We start from the raw sequence: 14,305 nt of genomic DNA, 5'->3' as shown, positions 1-14,305 counted from the left end.
CAAGCGAGTGCGGGCGGAAGACGGGTTGTGGGACATCAGGGACTCTCGCGCGGGGACGAAGGGATGGCAGCGGTCGCAATTACCGTTCTGGTGCCGCGACCTCTGCTTAGATCCCTCTCGAGGGCCGGCACCGAAAACAAAATCCAGACCTTCTGCAGATTGGCCTGCTTACTTTCTTCCGTATTTCGAATATCGACCTGCCACACCCGATCAGCCCAGCAGCACGATACCGCCGGGCAGAGAAGTGACAGATGCACCGAAGACCTGCTGGATCTGGGCAACAACACCATCGACGTTTGCAATCGGGAAGCGCGCATTGAACAATCGACGCCCGAGCGCGGTATTGGTCACGATGATCCGACCGGACCGATAGCGGTTGATTTCCGCGACGGCATCCGCGAGCGGCGTCGACCGAAACACCAGAATGCCGTCTTTCCAGGCGGTTACGACACCAACATCCACCGTCGTAGCTGCGCCCAGCCCGCTGCCGGAATATATGACCTGCGTGCGGGGACGAAGATTGACTGAGCGCTTCCCGATCGCAACCTCGACCGCCCCCACGACGCATGTCGTGCAAACGGTGTCGCGTTCATAGCGCATATTGAAGACAGCATCGGTGGCGGTGACGCGGCCACCTCCCGCGATCACCTCGACGGCGCGACGCAAATCGGGACGCGTAACGATGGCCGCTTCGCCGCCAAGCAGCTCTATACGTTCTGCGTCCCCGTCAGACGAGGCTTTGAGGGCGATGCTCGTGCGGGTATTCAGCTCTATCGACGAACCTCCGGCAAGCACGATGCTGCGCTGCTCGCCTGGCGCGGTCCGATAATCGGCCGCAAGCTCGGACAATGACGGCCAAAGGCCGAGCGGCGGCAGTGCGCCAACGTAAGCCGTAGCCGCCGCGGACGCTGCAAGCGCGCCACCCATAAACGCGCGACGCCCAATATATACTTTCCGTTCAGGAGCAGGGGCGCCGGCCATATGCTCGGCTGCCGGTCCGACAGCCTCCCAAAGCCGGCAGGCACGCGCGAATGCCTCGGCATAGCCGGCCTGCGCCGACCATTCCTTGAAAGCATCAAGATCGGCCGGGCCGGCGTTGCCGACAGCGAAACGCACCACCCAATCGTGCGCCTCACGGTCAATCCTTGTCAGGAAAACCGCTGGATGCTCGGGAATATCTCCAGCCATCGCATATCCAATGTCGCCAGGACCGGGTCTTGCGGAACACATCAGTCGGGATCCCCGTCGGTCTGAGATCCTTTCAGCGGCCTGGGACCGAATCTTTTTGTGACATTTCGTCCAACACGCAACGCGCAATGAGCCAGTGCGTGCTTGAGTTCAATCTCGACAAGACGCTGCGAGACGCCAAGACGCTCGGCTATCGCCCAAAGCTGAATCCCCTCGAGGCGCGATGCCAGCAGGATATCGCGGCGGCGCGGTGTCAACTCCGACAATGCCCTTGCAAGCGCTACGACCTCGGAACGCGCCATCGCGGAGCACTCGGGATCAGGCATATCGTCGATGATGCCAATCGCCATCTTGGCATCCGTGAGCGTGACAAAACTTTTCTCTGCTCTCAGACGCTTCAAGGCGACATTCGCCGCCATTTGCAGCAGATAATTCCTTGGACTGCGAACGACGTCGGCTGGAGCTGCATTCTCAAGCCGCAGCCAGGTCTCATGCAGCACATCGCTGGCAAGCTCGACAGATCCAAAACGCCGCGTCAATCGCGCCCGCAGTTCGTCATAACCGAGCAAAAAGAACCGCCGCAGCGTGTCGCGATTCGAACTGTTCATGGGCGACGCATCCGATGCATCTAACGCGCCGCCGTTGTCGTAACACCGCCACAGCCGGTCGGCTCCCCGTTGGTCCGCGCGAAAATCGCCATTGTGATGGGTTGCGGCAGCTCCGCAGGGGGAGCAGCGCCAATGGATACCCCGCGCAACGCCGCGGCAAATGCATTCTCGCGCATGTCACCATTGGGCGCATCGAGCAATTGTGCGCGCTGTACCGTTCCCGTGGACGCTATCCACAGCTGAAGCAGAAGATCAATGCTGCCTGGCCGGGTTTCGGCATGCGCGCACAATGCCTGCGACACCCGCGCCTGGATCGTCGCAAAGTACGACTGATGGCTTGCACTGGCCGGGCGCGAAGGACCAACTGTGATGGTAAAGCTGTTGGGACCGGTCGCTCGTGCAACGAGACCACTGCCGGTCAGCAATTCCCGCAAAGCGACATCCGGTACAAGTCGCCCCTCAACGGCGTGGGAACGCCGTCCAACGGCCAGCTCGCCATCGTAGTAAAGTTCGAGGCCGGATACGACACTGTAGGTATCGAGCGCGGCCGCAAGCGGCTGGGCGGCAATCGCGAACCGGATCGGACTTCGTGTCTGCGAAACCGCATCGTGACCCGGCAGCGCCAGTCCGACTCCAAATAGCAGCGCACGGCATAACCGAACGCTCCGGCTTTGCGCGGCTACTAGCGCATCCGGTATCACAGCGCATCCTTACATTCACAAGACTACGATCATGGTCCGGCTGAGAACCTTATGGAGCGTGTGTTACATTCGCGTGTCACGCCGAAATCGAGAAAGTGAATCGCCATGTGCTCCGATGATGACGACTTGCTTGTGAAAAATCGCTCGACGATGCGATCGAGGATCGGTCTTTCCTATCGATGCAGTCCCCCCGGCGCGCTGAACACCGGCGGCGCGGGCCGATACGGAACAACCGAAACACCAAAATTCCGACCGTATTGTTGCTGAACGGCCGGGATGTTCACGACGCCTGTCTTGATGTCTGGCGAGCGGGCATCGATCGGCGGAAGGTTCATGACCGGATTGACGCGATCCACCTCCCGCTTGAGTTTCTGGTTGAGACAATCCATCGCCCTGCTTGATCCGGTTTCGACTTCGACGCATCTTTCGGGCTTGACCGGCGCATTCCCTGCACCGCCACCAATGACGACTTCCGGACGCACCGTGACGCGTCCTTCGGGCTTGACAAGTGCATTCGCGGCGCCGCCGCCAATGACGATTTCCGGAAGCACCGTGACGCGCTCTTCGGCCAGCCCTGGCGAGACAAGACCCACGGCGGCAACAAGCGAAAGCATGATCAGCCGCATTGAGATCGCCCCCTACCGCCCTGCCCGGGCCTGCACGACGAGCGCACTGAGCCGCGTGTTGAGTGCTGCGATATTCACCGAACCTATGTGCGAAACGCCCAGGCATTTGCGGCCGCAGCCGCCGCCCCGGGCCGGCTCTCCGAACGTTGCGACGGGAACACTACCTGTCACGGGAAAGCCGCGTGCGGCCAGCTTTGCGCGCACGGCGTGACAATAGTTGACGGAGAGAACGGAAAACCGGGTCTCGCCATGCCCGGCCCGATATTTCATGGCGGCCGTGCAAAGATCACCGCCGGCCAGGCGCCACGCCTTCGCAAGATAGGTCACGCCGTATCGAATATTGGTCTCGGGCACTGCAAGCTCGGCGAGCGAACCCCTGAAGCCGAGCATCGCCGCCGTCGACGGCAATATCTGCATCAAGCCGATTTCGCCGACGCCGCCGATGGCATCGGGATTGTATCCGCTTTCCACCGCCATCACCGCTTCGGCGATTTCCGGCGGCAGGCCGGCCTGCGTGGCTTCCCTTTCGATCAAGGCGCGATAGCGCGCACGCCCGTCGGGCACGCTCGACGGCATCCTGGGCTTTGCGATATCGCCGGCAATATCCTTCGGCGGCTCTGTCGCAGGCGTCGATCGCGCCCGCGGCAACTGATCCGGCGATTCGACGGCGGCAAAACGATCGTCAAACGAGATGGCCGCCGAAACGGTGTCCGCCCTCGCAAACCTTGGCGAGGCCATTACGAGCAACCCCAGCGCGACAACGGCCGATGCTAGTGGCCAAAAGCGCGCCGCGTAGGACGATCGAGGTTGCATGCCGCCCGTCATCCGCTACTTCCCCTCCCGGGACCGGTTTTTCGCGCGAAGCGAAAGACGCAGGCGCAGGGGTTGAAGCATTTCCGGTGGCGGTGCGCCGACGCCACCAGCCATCAGCAACGCGCGCAGTTCGACGCGCATCCCGGCATCATCCATTCCGTCGACTTCGATGCGACTGACTCTGCCGTCGGCCAGAACCCAGGCACGAAGCGCCAACTTCAAAGCTGGTGCATCGGCCGCTCCGCCGCGGCGCATCAGATAGTCCTGGATACGGCGTGCTCCGTCGCTGTCGCCGGCGAGCTGCTGTTCGAACTTTTGCTGCAATTGCCTTGCAAATACCTGCCATGCTTCCGGGACCGCCGTTGCAGACCGGTATTCACCGCTGTCCGCGGCAACGGGCGCCGCCTTCGCCTCGATTCCGGCGGCGATCAAACCCGCCATCGCCGCAACGGGACGGAAGATCGTCTTCCACCACGCAACACGGCGCTTGCCAACGGCGCCGGCTGTCGGCGCCGGCATATTACGTTCAGACTGCATGGAAAGCGCCGCCCCATATACCTTATGTTGAGCCACGCGCGCTACTGCACCGTGGTCGGCGCATCGACCTCAGTAGCGCTCTGGTGCCCGGGCGTCTGCGACACGGGTGACGAGGCTGAACCGTTCTTCGCGGACAACTGACGTAGCTCGTCCCGCAGATATGCAATCAGCTCCTGCACCAGGCGATCCCAGATTTCGATCTGGGCGCGGAGGTAGTCCGGCATCACTCCGCCCGCCACCGAGACATCAAGGCAGAAGACGAGAAATGGCTGGCTGAGTTGCAGGCGTCCGAACCGCCGCGTCGCATTCCAGCGATTGACCAGATCGAGCGGAAGCTCGCCCTGAACCTGAAGGATGGCCGTGAATGCAGCATCGACGAAGCTTCCGTCCGCGTCGGAAAGTTGGTTTCCCGGACGGATATCAAAGGCAAGTCCGCCGGTTGCGGACCGCAGGTACGGGAGCCCGGCAACCGGATCCGTCGCCGTCTCCACGCGATAGCCTACCTGTTGAAGACTTTCGCGAAGACCATCGAGAGTGAGTTTGGTGATGCTGACGTCTGACATTTCATTCTCCGCGTGTGTTATTTCCGGACGCCGTCGAGCAGGTTCGAAAGCGCGAGCTCGTTGAGGATGGGCGGATGCTCCTTGAGCAATTCCGCGAGATAGGCGCGCCGCATCATCGCGGCGTGCTCGCTGCGCATCTGCTGGACCAGTTGCTCGCGCACCTCCGGAAGCGTGCGGGTATAGGCCGCCTTGGTGTCGAGCAGTTTGAGGATGTGCCAGCCGTCTTCGAGGCGAATGGGATCGGACACGCCATTCTTGACCAGCCCGATGACCTGCGTCCTGATCTCCGGCCGGATCTGGTTCTCCGCCAGCCAGCCGAGATCGCCACCGTTCTTTGCCTCACCCTCGGCGCGCGCGATTGCGATGAAGTCGGCATTCAGCGCCTTCAGCCTGGCCTGAATGTCATCCAGCTTCTTTTTCGCCTTATCCTCCGACGCCTTATCGGCGTCCTTCGGGGCAGCAACAAAGATCTGCGCGAGCTGGAACTGGCGCGGCACCAGCAGCGCACTGCGGTTCGCCTCATAGACCTTCTGCAGATCTTCCTCGCCCGGATAATTGTTCGCCGGCGTCGAGACCGATTGCAGGTAGAGCTCGACCAGAGCGTTTTCCCGCACGCGATCAAGCTGGGCCGCGATAGTGGGTCGCTGATCCCATTTTTTGGCGGTCAGCTCCTGCAGCACCAGCCGGTTGGCCAGCAGCATGCGCACGGTCTGGCTGAGCAGTGCGGGATCCTTCGCGAGCGCCGCCTGCTCCCGCACTCCAAGCGCGCCCACATAGGCACGCAGTTCTTCGGCCGAGATGTTGGCATTGCCAACCCGCGCAACGATATCGTCACCGCCGGATGCCTTGGCGGCGGCGACTTGTTGTGTCGCAGTGGTCTGGCCGGCCGGTCCCTGGGGCACCGCCGCCAGAGGTGCCGGCTTCGGCTTGGCCGTGGCTGGCACCGTAGCCGTACGCTGAGGCGCGGGCGCCGGCGCCGTCTGCGCGAGCGCCCCGTTCGGCAGCGACAGGATGGCAGCGGCTGCAATGACGCTCGATTGCAACGCTCTGAAAACGCGGGGAATACTCATGGTGTCGCCTTTTGATCGAGGAGCTTGTCGGTGTAGTCCTGGACGAAGTTCTGCGCGTCGACGCCGCCAACGCCGGTCAGCGGCTCGGTCGCGACGAGCGCGCCGCCTAACGTCAGTTTCTTGTATCGGTTCAGAATTTCCTTGCCCTCGCTGATGAGCTGCACATTCTTGGCCTGGCAGCTCTTGGTGCTGGCTTTGTACGCCGTTGCCTCGCCTTCGAACTTTGCCCGCTCCGCGTCCTTGGCACGAGCAACGTTGGCAGCCTCCTCGTAAGCTGACTTCCATTTCTCCAGCGTCTCGTCGCGCTCGGTGAGACGCTGGTTGAATTCGTCGACCGCCTCGCGATGCTGCTTCTCGAGCTTGCGGGTTTCCGCCTTGGCGGCATCGACCTGCGCCTTCAGGGCGGCCTTTTCCTTCTCAGCCTCGGCGAGTTTCGCCTGCGACGCAGCGCGCTGGTCTTCCAGTTGCCTGGTCTGCATGGTGGCGCTGCGCAATGCCTCGCGCAGGCGATCGTGCTCGGTATCGGCGCGAGCCTCGCCGCAGAACACGGCGGCAGCGAAAAGTAGTACAAGACGTGGGATGCGGGTCTGCATGATCAGAACTTCGCGTTCAGGTCGACTTGCAGGACATCGACGGCATAGGGCACGCCTGCAATGTTGTTGGCGCTCATCCAGCGCAGGCTGGCCCACACATTGTCGCTGAGCCCGACATTGCCGCCGACGAAGTAGCCCTTGAGATTGGTGCCGCCGAGCCCAAAGTCAGAGTCGACGAAGGCGTCGATGGTGGCATCGGACTCCAGATATTTGTAGCCGGCGTGCACGTTCCAATCCCAGAGACGCTTGACCACCTTGTCACCGACGGTGATGCGGGCGAGCCAGCCCTGATTGCCGCCGTTGTAGGGGCCGGGCACATTGGTGGCGATGTCCGGCCCACGGTTGTTAATGGCCAATTGATTCATCAGGCCGCGGTCGAACGCGCTGTTCCAGATGTACTCGCCGTCGAGGACGATGTGCGCCGGATGGAAATGGCCGAGATCGAGCTGCGCGCTGGCAACCACTGGCCGATACTGGCTGACCAGGCCGTAGTATTGATACGGCGAAAGCTGCGTAGTACCGACGAACAACGGAATGTTTCGCAACGTCATATAGGTGTTGCCCTTCTGCGCAAACGACGGCCGACGCAAATCGGTATCGCAGATGTCACTGGCGCTGGTGACTATGCATTCGCTTGAGAGCCGACCCTGCACATTAGTGAAATCGTAATATGCGACCGCAAATCGGAAATTCGATTCGGGGGCGAATCTCGCCGCAAAGCCGGCTTGCCCGCCGAACAGCCACTTGTCGTCGCTGGCGAACTTGGTCGGCACCCCACTGAAGTTGGTGTCAAGATTGATCCCGGCATTCAAGTCGGTGTTGTAGATCGGGAACGCGCCGGCCACGACGAATGGCGTAATGCCTTGCGCGATCTCGTACTTGGCCTGCACGGCGGCACCATCGAACCCGAGATCCCTGTGCCAGACGAGATCGGTCGGCGACCAGAACGGATTATCGAAGCGGCCGACGGAAACCGCCAAATCGTTGTTCCACGCCTGGTACTTCAGGTAGGCGCGATCGAGCCAGAGCGAGTATTTGGAGAAGTTGCCGCCGCTCGCTCCGAATGTCTGGTTGGTAGAAACGGGCGAGTTGTTATCGCCGGTGGCGATGCGCAAACCGGCGCTAAATCCGTTGAACAGATCGGCATCGAGGCCAAGACGAGCCCGGAAGCGAAATCTTTCGCGGTCCTGTGTCGTATTGTAACTCGGAGGGAGATAGGGATTGAGCATGTCGTCAAGGAACGGCGAGCCGGTGTTAGTGGCATTGAAATTCTGCAAAGGTCCGTTTCCAGTGGGAAAGAATTGGCCTTCGTAGCGCGCACGCAGGTCGCCGTAGAAGCGGATGCGCTGCGCCCATTCCGGGTAGGCACCCGGCGAGGCCCAGTTTTCCTTATGTGCCCGGTCCATAACCTCCCGCTTAATGTCTTCACGTAACTGCCGTTTGACAATTTCGGGAACGTAGGTCACGTGCCGCGTGCCGGGCGGCGAGGCTGCCGCCGTCGCAGCATTCGCGGCTTTCGCCGCTTCGTCAGCCCTGGCGCTTGCGCCCTTCGCCGCTTCGCGCGCGACATAGGCCTCGTCGTCCGCCTGCTTGATCAGCGCCTGCGCCTGCTCATCCGTCAGCACGCCCTGCTTCACCAACAGGCTCACGAGATTGATCGTGGCGCTGGGCGACGACGGTTTCGTCTGCAACACCGTGGGCCGCTTGGCATCGGGTTTTTTTGCCGGCCCCCGCCCATCATCCGATGCGGTCTGGCCAAACGACTGTCCGCCGCAGGTGAGCGCGCACAGCGATACGGCTAGCGGCATCAAGCGCCGCCGTACGTCGGATTTCTTCTCAAACATGGATTCCCCAGTCCTCTACCAGTCTCTTCACTCAACGAAATCGTTACAAACGCTTCAGCTTGGCCGTCGCGCGGTCACCCGCGTGACCACCGGCATCGGCATGTCCTTGGGCGGCGGCTCACGCAGCATCAGCCTGCCGAGCACTTCGTCGCGGATAATGGCGTCCAATTCTGCATCGCCGGTCGACGGCGAGATGATTACCCGGGTCACGCGTCCCGACGCGTCGGCCCACAACCGGACCTGGATTTGCGTCGCCATATTCCGGGTCTTTGGATTAGCGCGCAGCGCAGCCGTAGCCTGGTCCGTCACGATCGTGCTGTACCAACCCCATCGGCTGCCGCCGCCTCCGCCGCCGCCGTAAGGATTGCCGCCCACCTTGCTGCCGAGATTGAAGAGATCGCCAGGGCCGACCGCCTTCGCATCGAGCGACAGCGGCCCCGGAGGTTCATCGTTCTTGGCATCCTTGACCGGCTCGTCCTTGGGCTTGTCGACCGGCTTCTCCTCCTTGAACTCCGGCTCGGCCATCTTCGGCTGCTCGATCATCTTCTGTTCGGGCATCGGCTGAGGTGGCGGCGGCGGAGGCGGAGGCGGCGGCACGATGTTGACGACGGTCAGTTCCCGCACCAGCCGCGGCGGCGGCAGATCGTCACCGCGGAGGAAGAACACGGCGACACCGACGAACCCGGCGACCGCCAAAAGCGTAGCGCCGTAGCGAAACAATGCGGCGTGTTTTCCGATCGGACGATATGCGGTCGGCGCCTGCACCTTTGCTTCGCGCGCGGCGGAGGGATCCTGATCTCTCACGGGAGCGTTCATGACGCGGCCTCCAGGAGCACCTTCTCCGAGAGACGTTCGGCCACGTACTGTACGACGAATTTCACGACGGTGTCGAAATCCGCCGTTTCCACGGTGACCCTTGTGTCGGGCTGCGCCTCGATCGCCACGTAATACGTGCATCGGTCAGCCAGGAATTCGACATAGGCGGACCGATCGATCGATAGTCGCGATCCCGGGCATCGCGAGATCAACAGGAGCAGCGGATCGCGCTCGAGCCGGCGATCGGCAATGCGGCTTCGCAGGAGGTCCGCGAGCCTGACCAGCAGCGCCTCGCCGCGAACCGGAAACTGCAGCAGGATGCCGCTTTGCGCGGCATGACCGCGCCCGGCGACCGGCGAGACAGGTTGTAGATCGTTCTTGGCGGCGGCAGCCCGCGAGATCACTTCGTCCGAACAGACCTTATTTTCGTTGGCATACCGGCCAATCGTCCATGACGCATCGTGCAGCCAGGACCACAGTTTCCTGATGCCATTCCTGGCGGCGTCACGCATGTTCATGGCGATGTGCATCAGATCGCTCACTTCACAAGCGGCTTGGTGGCGAGACCAACCTGCGTCAGGCCCACCCGCCCCAGGAGATCGAGCACGTCCATGACGCTCTGGTACTGAGCCTGTGCGTCGCCACGCAGCACCACCGGAAATTCGGGCGTGAGCGCTTTCTGCTGCACCAGGCGCTGTTCGAGCTCGGGCAGCGTGACCGGTATGGTGTCGAGAAAGATCTTGCCGTCATTGGCGACCGTAATTGCCTTGGTCGTCTGCGTCGCAAGGCTCGGCGCCGCCGACGCCTTCGGCAGATTGACCTTCTGGCCCTGCACGGTCGCCGTCGTCATGATGATGAAAATCACCAGCAACACGTAAGCGAGATCCAACATCGGCGTGATGTTGATGTCGTCGTAGGGTTTGCCGCTGTCCTGGAGCTGCATCGCCGTTACTCCGCGGCGACGCGGTGTTCGATCCGGTCGGCCGAGTAGAATTCGGCCATCTTCGTCACGAACTCATCGATGAAGACCTGCATGTCATTGGTCAGGTCCTTGATGCGGGAGATCAGGTAGTTGTAGCCAAACAATGCCGGGATCGCGACGCCGAGACCGGCGACGGTTGCGACCAGCGCTGCCGCAATGCCCGGCGCGATGGCGTTGACGTTGACGTCGCCGCTCGCCGCGATGGCGGCGAACGTGATCATGACGCCGACCACGGTGCCGAGCAGGCCGAGGAACGGTCCGCCGGAGATCGCGATGGTCAGCACCACCATCAGCCGGTTGAGCCGCTGGGTCTCCTTGACATAGCCACTGTCGAGCGCCGCGCGGATCGCTGCGATCGATGCGGCCGAGAGAACCGGCAGGCGCGTGCCGTTCTGGGCGAAGCGGTGGCGGATCTCCGAGGCGCCGAGGTGATAGATACGATACAAGGACGATGCCCGCATGATCTTGGCGTCGGACTCATTCATGCGACCGCCCAAAGTTGCGACATCTTCCGCCTCGCCGCTGTCGAGCATCGTGAGATCCGCCGCGATCTCGCGAAAGCTCTTCATGAAGCGGGCATTGGCCTTGGCCTGCTTGTTCAGATAGGAAGCGCGATCGTACATCACGACCCAACTGACGGCGGCCATGATCACGAGGATGCCGATGACGATCCAGCCGTCGAGCGTCACCGATTTCAGGATCACCGCGAAATAGCCGGAGAGCCAGCTTCCGGTTTCTTCATCCAGGCTGAAGGCGACGAGCTTGGCATGCTCCGGTCCCTGCCCGATCGCGGCAAACTTGATGAAGCCGGCGGGGCGGGCAATCTTCGCGATCTGCAACTCGTCGATATCGCCGACAAAGCCGGCCATTGCGGCGACGGGAGCTACGGGAGCTGAAGCCGGCGCGGCCTCGGATGCGGGGGCAGCAGCATCCGGCGCCGTGCTCCCATCCGCAGCCGGCTGAGACGGGGCTGGAGTCTCAGCGGCTGCGGACGGTGCCGCCGCAGGAGCGGCGGCAGCAGCACCTGGCGTCTCGCCGCCGACCAGCGCGATCGCGTTAAGTGCCGGCAAGGTGGCGGCAAGCGATGCGTACGGCGCACCGTCGAGATAAAGTGCGATCTGACCGCCATTGGCCACGACGGCGACGTGATGCCAGCCGCCCGGGGCAACCGGCGCGCCGGCGGCGCTGCGTTGCGCAGTCCCCGCATTGGTGACCTCGGCGAACAGAATGCCGTTATCCAGTCCGATGACGAGACCGTTGGCGCCATCGCGGCGGCTGTACAGGGCCGCGTTCGGCTGCATGGCGCTGGGCTTGATCCAGGCTGACCAGGTGAACGCGGCGTTATCGCTCAAGGCGAGCGATGGCGATGCCGGCAGAGTCAACAGCGTGCGGCCATCCAGGCGCAGGCCCGTTCCGATCAGGGAGCCGTCCGCCGGCTGGCCGACGGTTTGCGCATTGTTGGCCCAGACGGACGAGTCCAATGCCGGCGTCCCACGCTCGTTGAAATGATAGACGAGCTGCGTGTCGGGATCGTAGGTGCCTTTCGGATCGCTGGTCGCAACCGCTTTCTTGTTGCCGGAATAGAGCCAGATATCGGCCTTGGCGCCGGCCTGCAGGTTCGGCACGGCGACCCAGATCAGGGCCTCGCTGAGCAGCGAGTCATACTTTTCGATGTGATGCTTCAGCGGCGTCTTGTCGTCACCGGCAACGAAGCGCAGGTCGCTGCCGTCATCCTTGGCGTGGCTGAAGCGGAAATTCCCGACATGCAGCCGAATTAGAACTTGAGCGGTGCCGATCGGATCGGTGATATTGGCGCCGGACGCGCTGGCGTCGATGGTGATCTTCTTGCGCAATTGCCATTCGTCATTCCACCACGCTTTGGCCGGCGACAGCGAGAGCGACAGCAGCGCAACAAGTCCGAGCAGCAGGCTCGCCAATGTTTTCGTGCCCGTCCGCCGACCCGCGCAGCCTCGTTGGTCCCATCCCCTGATCATCAGAATTCACCCCAGATTCGGAAATTCACGCGCGGATTTCGCGCTTCGGTGTAGGCTTGGCTCACCATCGGCACGGAATAGACGAGCGTGCCGTTGAGATAGTTGAACATCTTGAAGCGGGCGCCGACGCCGTAGCTCCACACGTCGAATTTCGACTGCTGGTCGGGCAGCGGATGCAGGACGGTGACCGTGCCGGCATCGGTAAACCCGAAGAGGCGCCAGTCGTTGAAGATGGTGAAGCGCGCCTGGCCCTTGCCCGTTTCGTCCGTCATCTGCTTCTGCAAGAGCTCGCCGACGTTGGGGCTGCGCAGTTCGAGGTTGCCGACGACGCCGTTGTCGCCGAGCGTCTCGGACTCCAGATAGCCGCGCACAGTATCGAGGCCGCCGGCGCTGAACTGCTCGCTTGACACCAGCGGTCCGTCGGCGACCTGTCCCTGAACCTTGCCGTAGAGCTGGAAGCCCTCGGGCAGTTCGTGGGTGTGGGATACGTCGACGTTGAAATGGGTGAAGCTCGGCGAGGCGTAGTAGCGCTTGTTGTCAAACGCCACCCAGTCATCGCTCAACGGCCGCAGATTATAGGTGACCCCAGCGTTGAGCTGCGTCGTGAATTTTTCGGTCTGGAAAGTCGCGCCGTAACTGGCGACCACCGGGTAGTAGGTGACCGGAGAGGAAAATCCGTCGCCGCCAAGCTTTACGGTCTGGTCGAAGTGCTTGTAGTCGACGCCAACCGAAAGGGTGTGGAACAGGCTTTCTCGCGCCGGCAGGGTCATCACTGCGCGGCCGCCGAAAATCTGTCCGGGCCCGATCACGTTGGTGCCGCCGACAGTCGCGACATCGCTGCTCGATTTCACCGCATAGAACAGGACATTCAGCCAATCGACGTCCTGCAGCCGGGCAAGGTAGGAGCCGGAAAACACTTCCGCGTCGCCGGGGCGCTGCGGCGCCACCTGGTAGGTGAAGCTCAGGGAGTGGCCGAGTTGCCAGAGGTTGTCGTAATGCACCGTGCTGCTGACGCGCAGCGCCGTGGTGTTCGGAGACTGGCGGTTGTTCAGCTCGACGCTGGCATGCACCGGCACCTTGTCTTCGACATTCAGATCGACATCGACGGTGCCCGGCGTCACGCCGGCCCGCAGCGCCGGCGTCACGCGCCGGTCGGGCCACTGGTTCAGTGCGATGATGTCTTTGGTGACGTTGCCGAAGTTCGGGACCGTGCCCTCTTTAAGAGAGCCCGCCTTGTTTGTTATCTTGGCAAGGTCAAAATAGCGCGAGTTCTTGACCCGAAGCCGCCCGACCCTCAATTCCGTTACTTTGAGGGTGATCATCCTGGAGAGCGCGTTCTGCTGCGGAACGGAGACGCTGACCGTCTGATAGCCCTTGTCATGATAGGCCTTCTCGAGCGCCGCCCGCGCCTTCTCGACATCGTCGGCAGTCTTGTTGGGTCCGAGGAACGGATAGATCGCTTCCTCGATTTCGATCTGCGGGAGCGTCTCGGCGCCCTGGACGGCAAAGTCGTCGATATCGAAACGCTGCACGGTCGCAGCCGGCTGTTGCGGCGAAGCTCGCTCGGTCGACGACGAAGCACTCGTTGGGCTCGACGCACGCCCGGCCGACGCTGCCTTGGCCGCGCACGCCGGATCGGCAGCGACCAGTCCGCCTGCCAGGGTCACCGCGCCTGCCGTCAGGCAAAACAACGCCCTTCCCGCCGGCATATGCCGGCGCGGCCCATCATCATCACAACTTTGCACGGATGCCCGCTCGCCTCCTCAAACGAGTATCGCGACCGCCGCTGCACGCCGCGATCACGCCCCCTCGCTCTAAAGACGACTGGCCGATGGCTAACCCGCAAAACTTTGCGGCGCTCCGGAGAAAAATTAACGACTTTTTTGCAAACGGGTTTCGCGCGCATCACCACCGCTGATTCGCGAGTGGTCGGAGGCTCAACTCGGCCCAAGACGACGACAGATCAGTGA

General features: G+C 62.4%; 15 protein-coding genes. All 15 read right to left on the bottom strand.

Going from position 1 to position 14,305, the window contains the following annotated elements; translation table 11 throughout:
* Positions 1-210: 210 nt before the first annotated feature.
* The 15 genes from KJQ96_RS04285 to KJQ96_RS04215 all read right to left on the bottom strand — a co-directional run bounded on the left by KJQ96_RS04285 (position 211) and on the right by KJQ96_RS04215 (position 14,044).
* On the bottom strand, positions 211-1,188 hold the full coding sequence (locus KJQ96_RS04285; protein ID WP_213285444.1) for a FecR family protein: 978 nt from the start codon (positions 1,186-1,188) through the stop codon (positions 211-213).
* A gap of 41 nt (positions 1,189-1,229) precedes the next feature.
* Complete coding sequence (locus KJQ96_RS04280) at positions 1,230-1,796, bottom strand: RNA polymerase sigma factor (protein WP_213285443.1); 567 nt, start codon at positions 1,794-1,796, stop codon at positions 1,230-1,232.
* A gap of 20 nt (positions 1,797-1,816) precedes the next feature.
* Complete coding sequence (locus tag KJQ96_RS04275; protein WP_213285442.1) at positions 1,817-2,230, bottom strand: hypothetical protein; 414 nt, start codon at positions 2,228-2,230, stop codon at positions 1,817-1,819.
* A 440-nt stretch (positions 2,231-2,670) separates the two neighbouring features.
* Entirely contained in the window at positions 2,671-3,123 is a 453-nt protein-coding gene (locus tag KJQ96_RS40085) for a hypothetical protein (RefSeq protein ID WP_249733714.1), read from the bottom strand.
* Between the two features lie 12 nt (positions 3,124-3,135).
* Positions 3,136-3,861, bottom strand: a complete 726-nt coding sequence (locus KJQ96_RS04265; protein ID WP_249733713.1) for a lytic transglycosylase domain-containing protein — start codon at positions 3,859-3,861, stop codon at positions 3,136-3,138.
* 90 nt (positions 3,862-3,951) lie between these two features.
* Positions 3,952-4,455 carry a hypothetical protein gene (locus KJQ96_RS04260; RefSeq protein WP_213285441.1) on the bottom strand — a complete coding sequence of 168 codons (504 nt, stop codon included), beginning with the start codon at positions 4,453-4,455 and terminating at the stop codon, positions 3,952-3,954.
* A gap of 59 nt (positions 4,456-4,514) precedes the next feature.
* Positions 4,515-5,036 carry a YbjN domain-containing protein gene (locus tag KJQ96_RS04255; RefSeq protein WP_213285440.1) on the bottom strand — a complete coding sequence of 174 codons (522 nt, stop codon included), beginning with the start codon at positions 5,034-5,036 and terminating at the stop codon, positions 4,515-4,517.
* A gap of 17 nt (positions 5,037-5,053) precedes the next feature.
* A complete protein-coding gene (locus tag KJQ96_RS04250; RefSeq protein ID WP_213285439.1) occupies positions 5,054-6,106 on the bottom strand; it encodes a peptidylprolyl isomerase in 1,053 nt (350 codons plus the stop codon).
* The gene (locus KJQ96_RS04245; protein WP_213285438.1) at positions 6,103-6,699 is read right to left on the bottom strand and encodes a hypothetical protein; all 597 of its coding nucleotides are present in this window, start codon (positions 6,697-6,699) and stop codon (positions 6,103-6,105) included. Before KJQ96_RS04245 ends, KJQ96_RS04250 begins: the two co-directional genes overlap by 4 nt.
* Before the next feature lie 2 nt (positions 6,700-6,701).
* Positions 6,702-8,543: a putative porin gene (locus tag KJQ96_RS04240; protein ID WP_213285437.1), complete on the bottom strand. Its 1,842-nt coding sequence runs from the start codon at positions 8,541-8,543 to the stop codon at positions 6,702-6,704.
* A 54-nt stretch (positions 8,544-8,597) separates the two neighbouring features.
* On the bottom strand, positions 8,598-9,359 hold the full coding sequence (locus KJQ96_RS04235) for an energy transducer TonB (protein ID WP_213285436.1): 762 nt from the start codon (positions 9,357-9,359) through the stop codon (positions 8,598-8,600).
* Entirely contained in the window at positions 9,356-9,889 is a 534-nt protein-coding gene (locus KJQ96_RS04230; protein ID WP_249733711.1) for a hypothetical protein, read from the bottom strand. Before KJQ96_RS04230 ends, KJQ96_RS04235 begins: the two co-directional genes overlap by 4 nt.
* An 8-nt stretch (positions 9,890-9,897) precedes the next feature.
* Complete coding sequence (locus tag KJQ96_RS04225) at positions 9,898-10,302, bottom strand: biopolymer transporter ExbD (protein ID WP_213285435.1); 405 nt, start codon at positions 10,300-10,302, stop codon at positions 9,898-9,900.
* A 5-nt stretch (positions 10,303-10,307) separates the two neighbouring features.
* Positions 10,308-12,335, bottom strand: a complete 2,028-nt coding sequence (locus KJQ96_RS04220; protein WP_213285434.1) for a DUF2341 domain-containing protein — start codon at positions 12,333-12,335, stop codon at positions 10,308-10,310.
* The gene (locus KJQ96_RS04215; protein ID WP_213285433.1) at positions 12,335-14,044 is read right to left on the bottom strand and encodes a ShlB/FhaC/HecB family hemolysin secretion/activation protein; all 1,710 of its coding nucleotides are present in this window, start codon (positions 14,042-14,044) and stop codon (positions 12,335-12,337) included. Before KJQ96_RS04215 ends, KJQ96_RS04220 begins: the two co-directional genes overlap by 1 nt.
* Between the last annotated feature and the right edge of the window lie 261 nt (positions 14,045-14,305).

Source organism: Bradyrhizobium sp. sGM-13, assembly GCF_018398875.1.
Lineage (GTDB): Bacteria > Pseudomonadota > Alphaproteobacteria > Rhizobiales > Xanthobacteraceae > Bradyrhizobium.
The sequence above is the reverse complement of the archived record's forward strand: the minus strand, read 5'-3'. Positions and strand labels throughout refer to the sequence as shown.

Bases quoted from the DNA above. Each gene is read 5' to 3' on its own strand.
- KJQ96_RS04285 (WP_213285444.1), bottom strand. From the start codon at position 1,188: ATGGCTGGAGATATTCCCGAGCATCCAGCGGTTTTCCTGACAAGGATT.
- KJQ96_RS04280 (WP_213285443.1), bottom strand. From the start codon at position 1,796: ATGAACAGTTCGAATCGCGACACGCTGCGGCGGTTCTTTTTGCTCGGT.
- KJQ96_RS40085 (WP_249733714.1), bottom strand. From the start codon at position 3,123: ATGCGGCTGATCATGCTTTCGCTTGTTGCCGCCGTGGGTCTTGTCTCG.
- KJQ96_RS04265 (WP_249733713.1), bottom strand. From the start codon at position 3,861: ATGGCCTCGCCAAGGTTTGCGAGGGCGGACACCGTTTCGGCGGCCATC.
- KJQ96_RS04260 (WP_213285441.1), bottom strand. From the start codon at position 4,455: ATGCCGGCGCCGACAGCCGGCGCCGTTGGCAAGCGCCGTGTTGCGTGG.
- KJQ96_RS04255 (WP_213285440.1), bottom strand. From the start codon at position 5,036: ATGTCAGACGTCAGCATCACCAAACTCACTCTCGATGGTCTTCGCGAA.
- KJQ96_RS04250 (WP_213285439.1), bottom strand. From the start codon at position 6,106: ATGAGTATTCCCCGCGTTTTCAGAGCGTTGCAATCGAGCGTCATTGCA.
- KJQ96_RS04245 (WP_213285438.1), bottom strand. From the start codon at position 6,699: ATGCAGACCCGCATCCCACGTCTTGTACTACTTTTCGCTGCCGCCGTG.
- KJQ96_RS04240 (WP_213285437.1), bottom strand. From the start codon at position 8,543: ATGTTTGAGAAGAAATCCGACGTACGGCGGCGCTTGATGCCGCTAGCC.
- KJQ96_RS04235 (WP_213285436.1), bottom strand. From the start codon at position 9,359: ATGAACGCTCCCGTGAGAGATCAGGATCCCTCCGCCGCGCGCGAAGCA.
- KJQ96_RS04230 (WP_249733711.1), bottom strand. From the start codon at position 9,889: ATGCACATCGCCATGAACATGCGTGACGCCGCCAGGAATGGCATCAGG.
- KJQ96_RS04225 (WP_213285435.1), bottom strand. From the start codon at position 10,302: ATGCAGCTCCAGGACAGCGGCAAACCCTACGACGACATCAACATCACG.
- KJQ96_RS04220 (WP_213285434.1), bottom strand. From the start codon at position 12,335: ATGATCAGGGGATGGGACCAACGAGGCTGCGCGGGTCGGCGGACGGGC.
- KJQ96_RS04215 (WP_213285433.1), bottom strand. From the start codon at position 14,044: ATGCCGGCGGGAAGGGCGTTGTTTTGCCTGACGGCAGGCGCGGTGACC.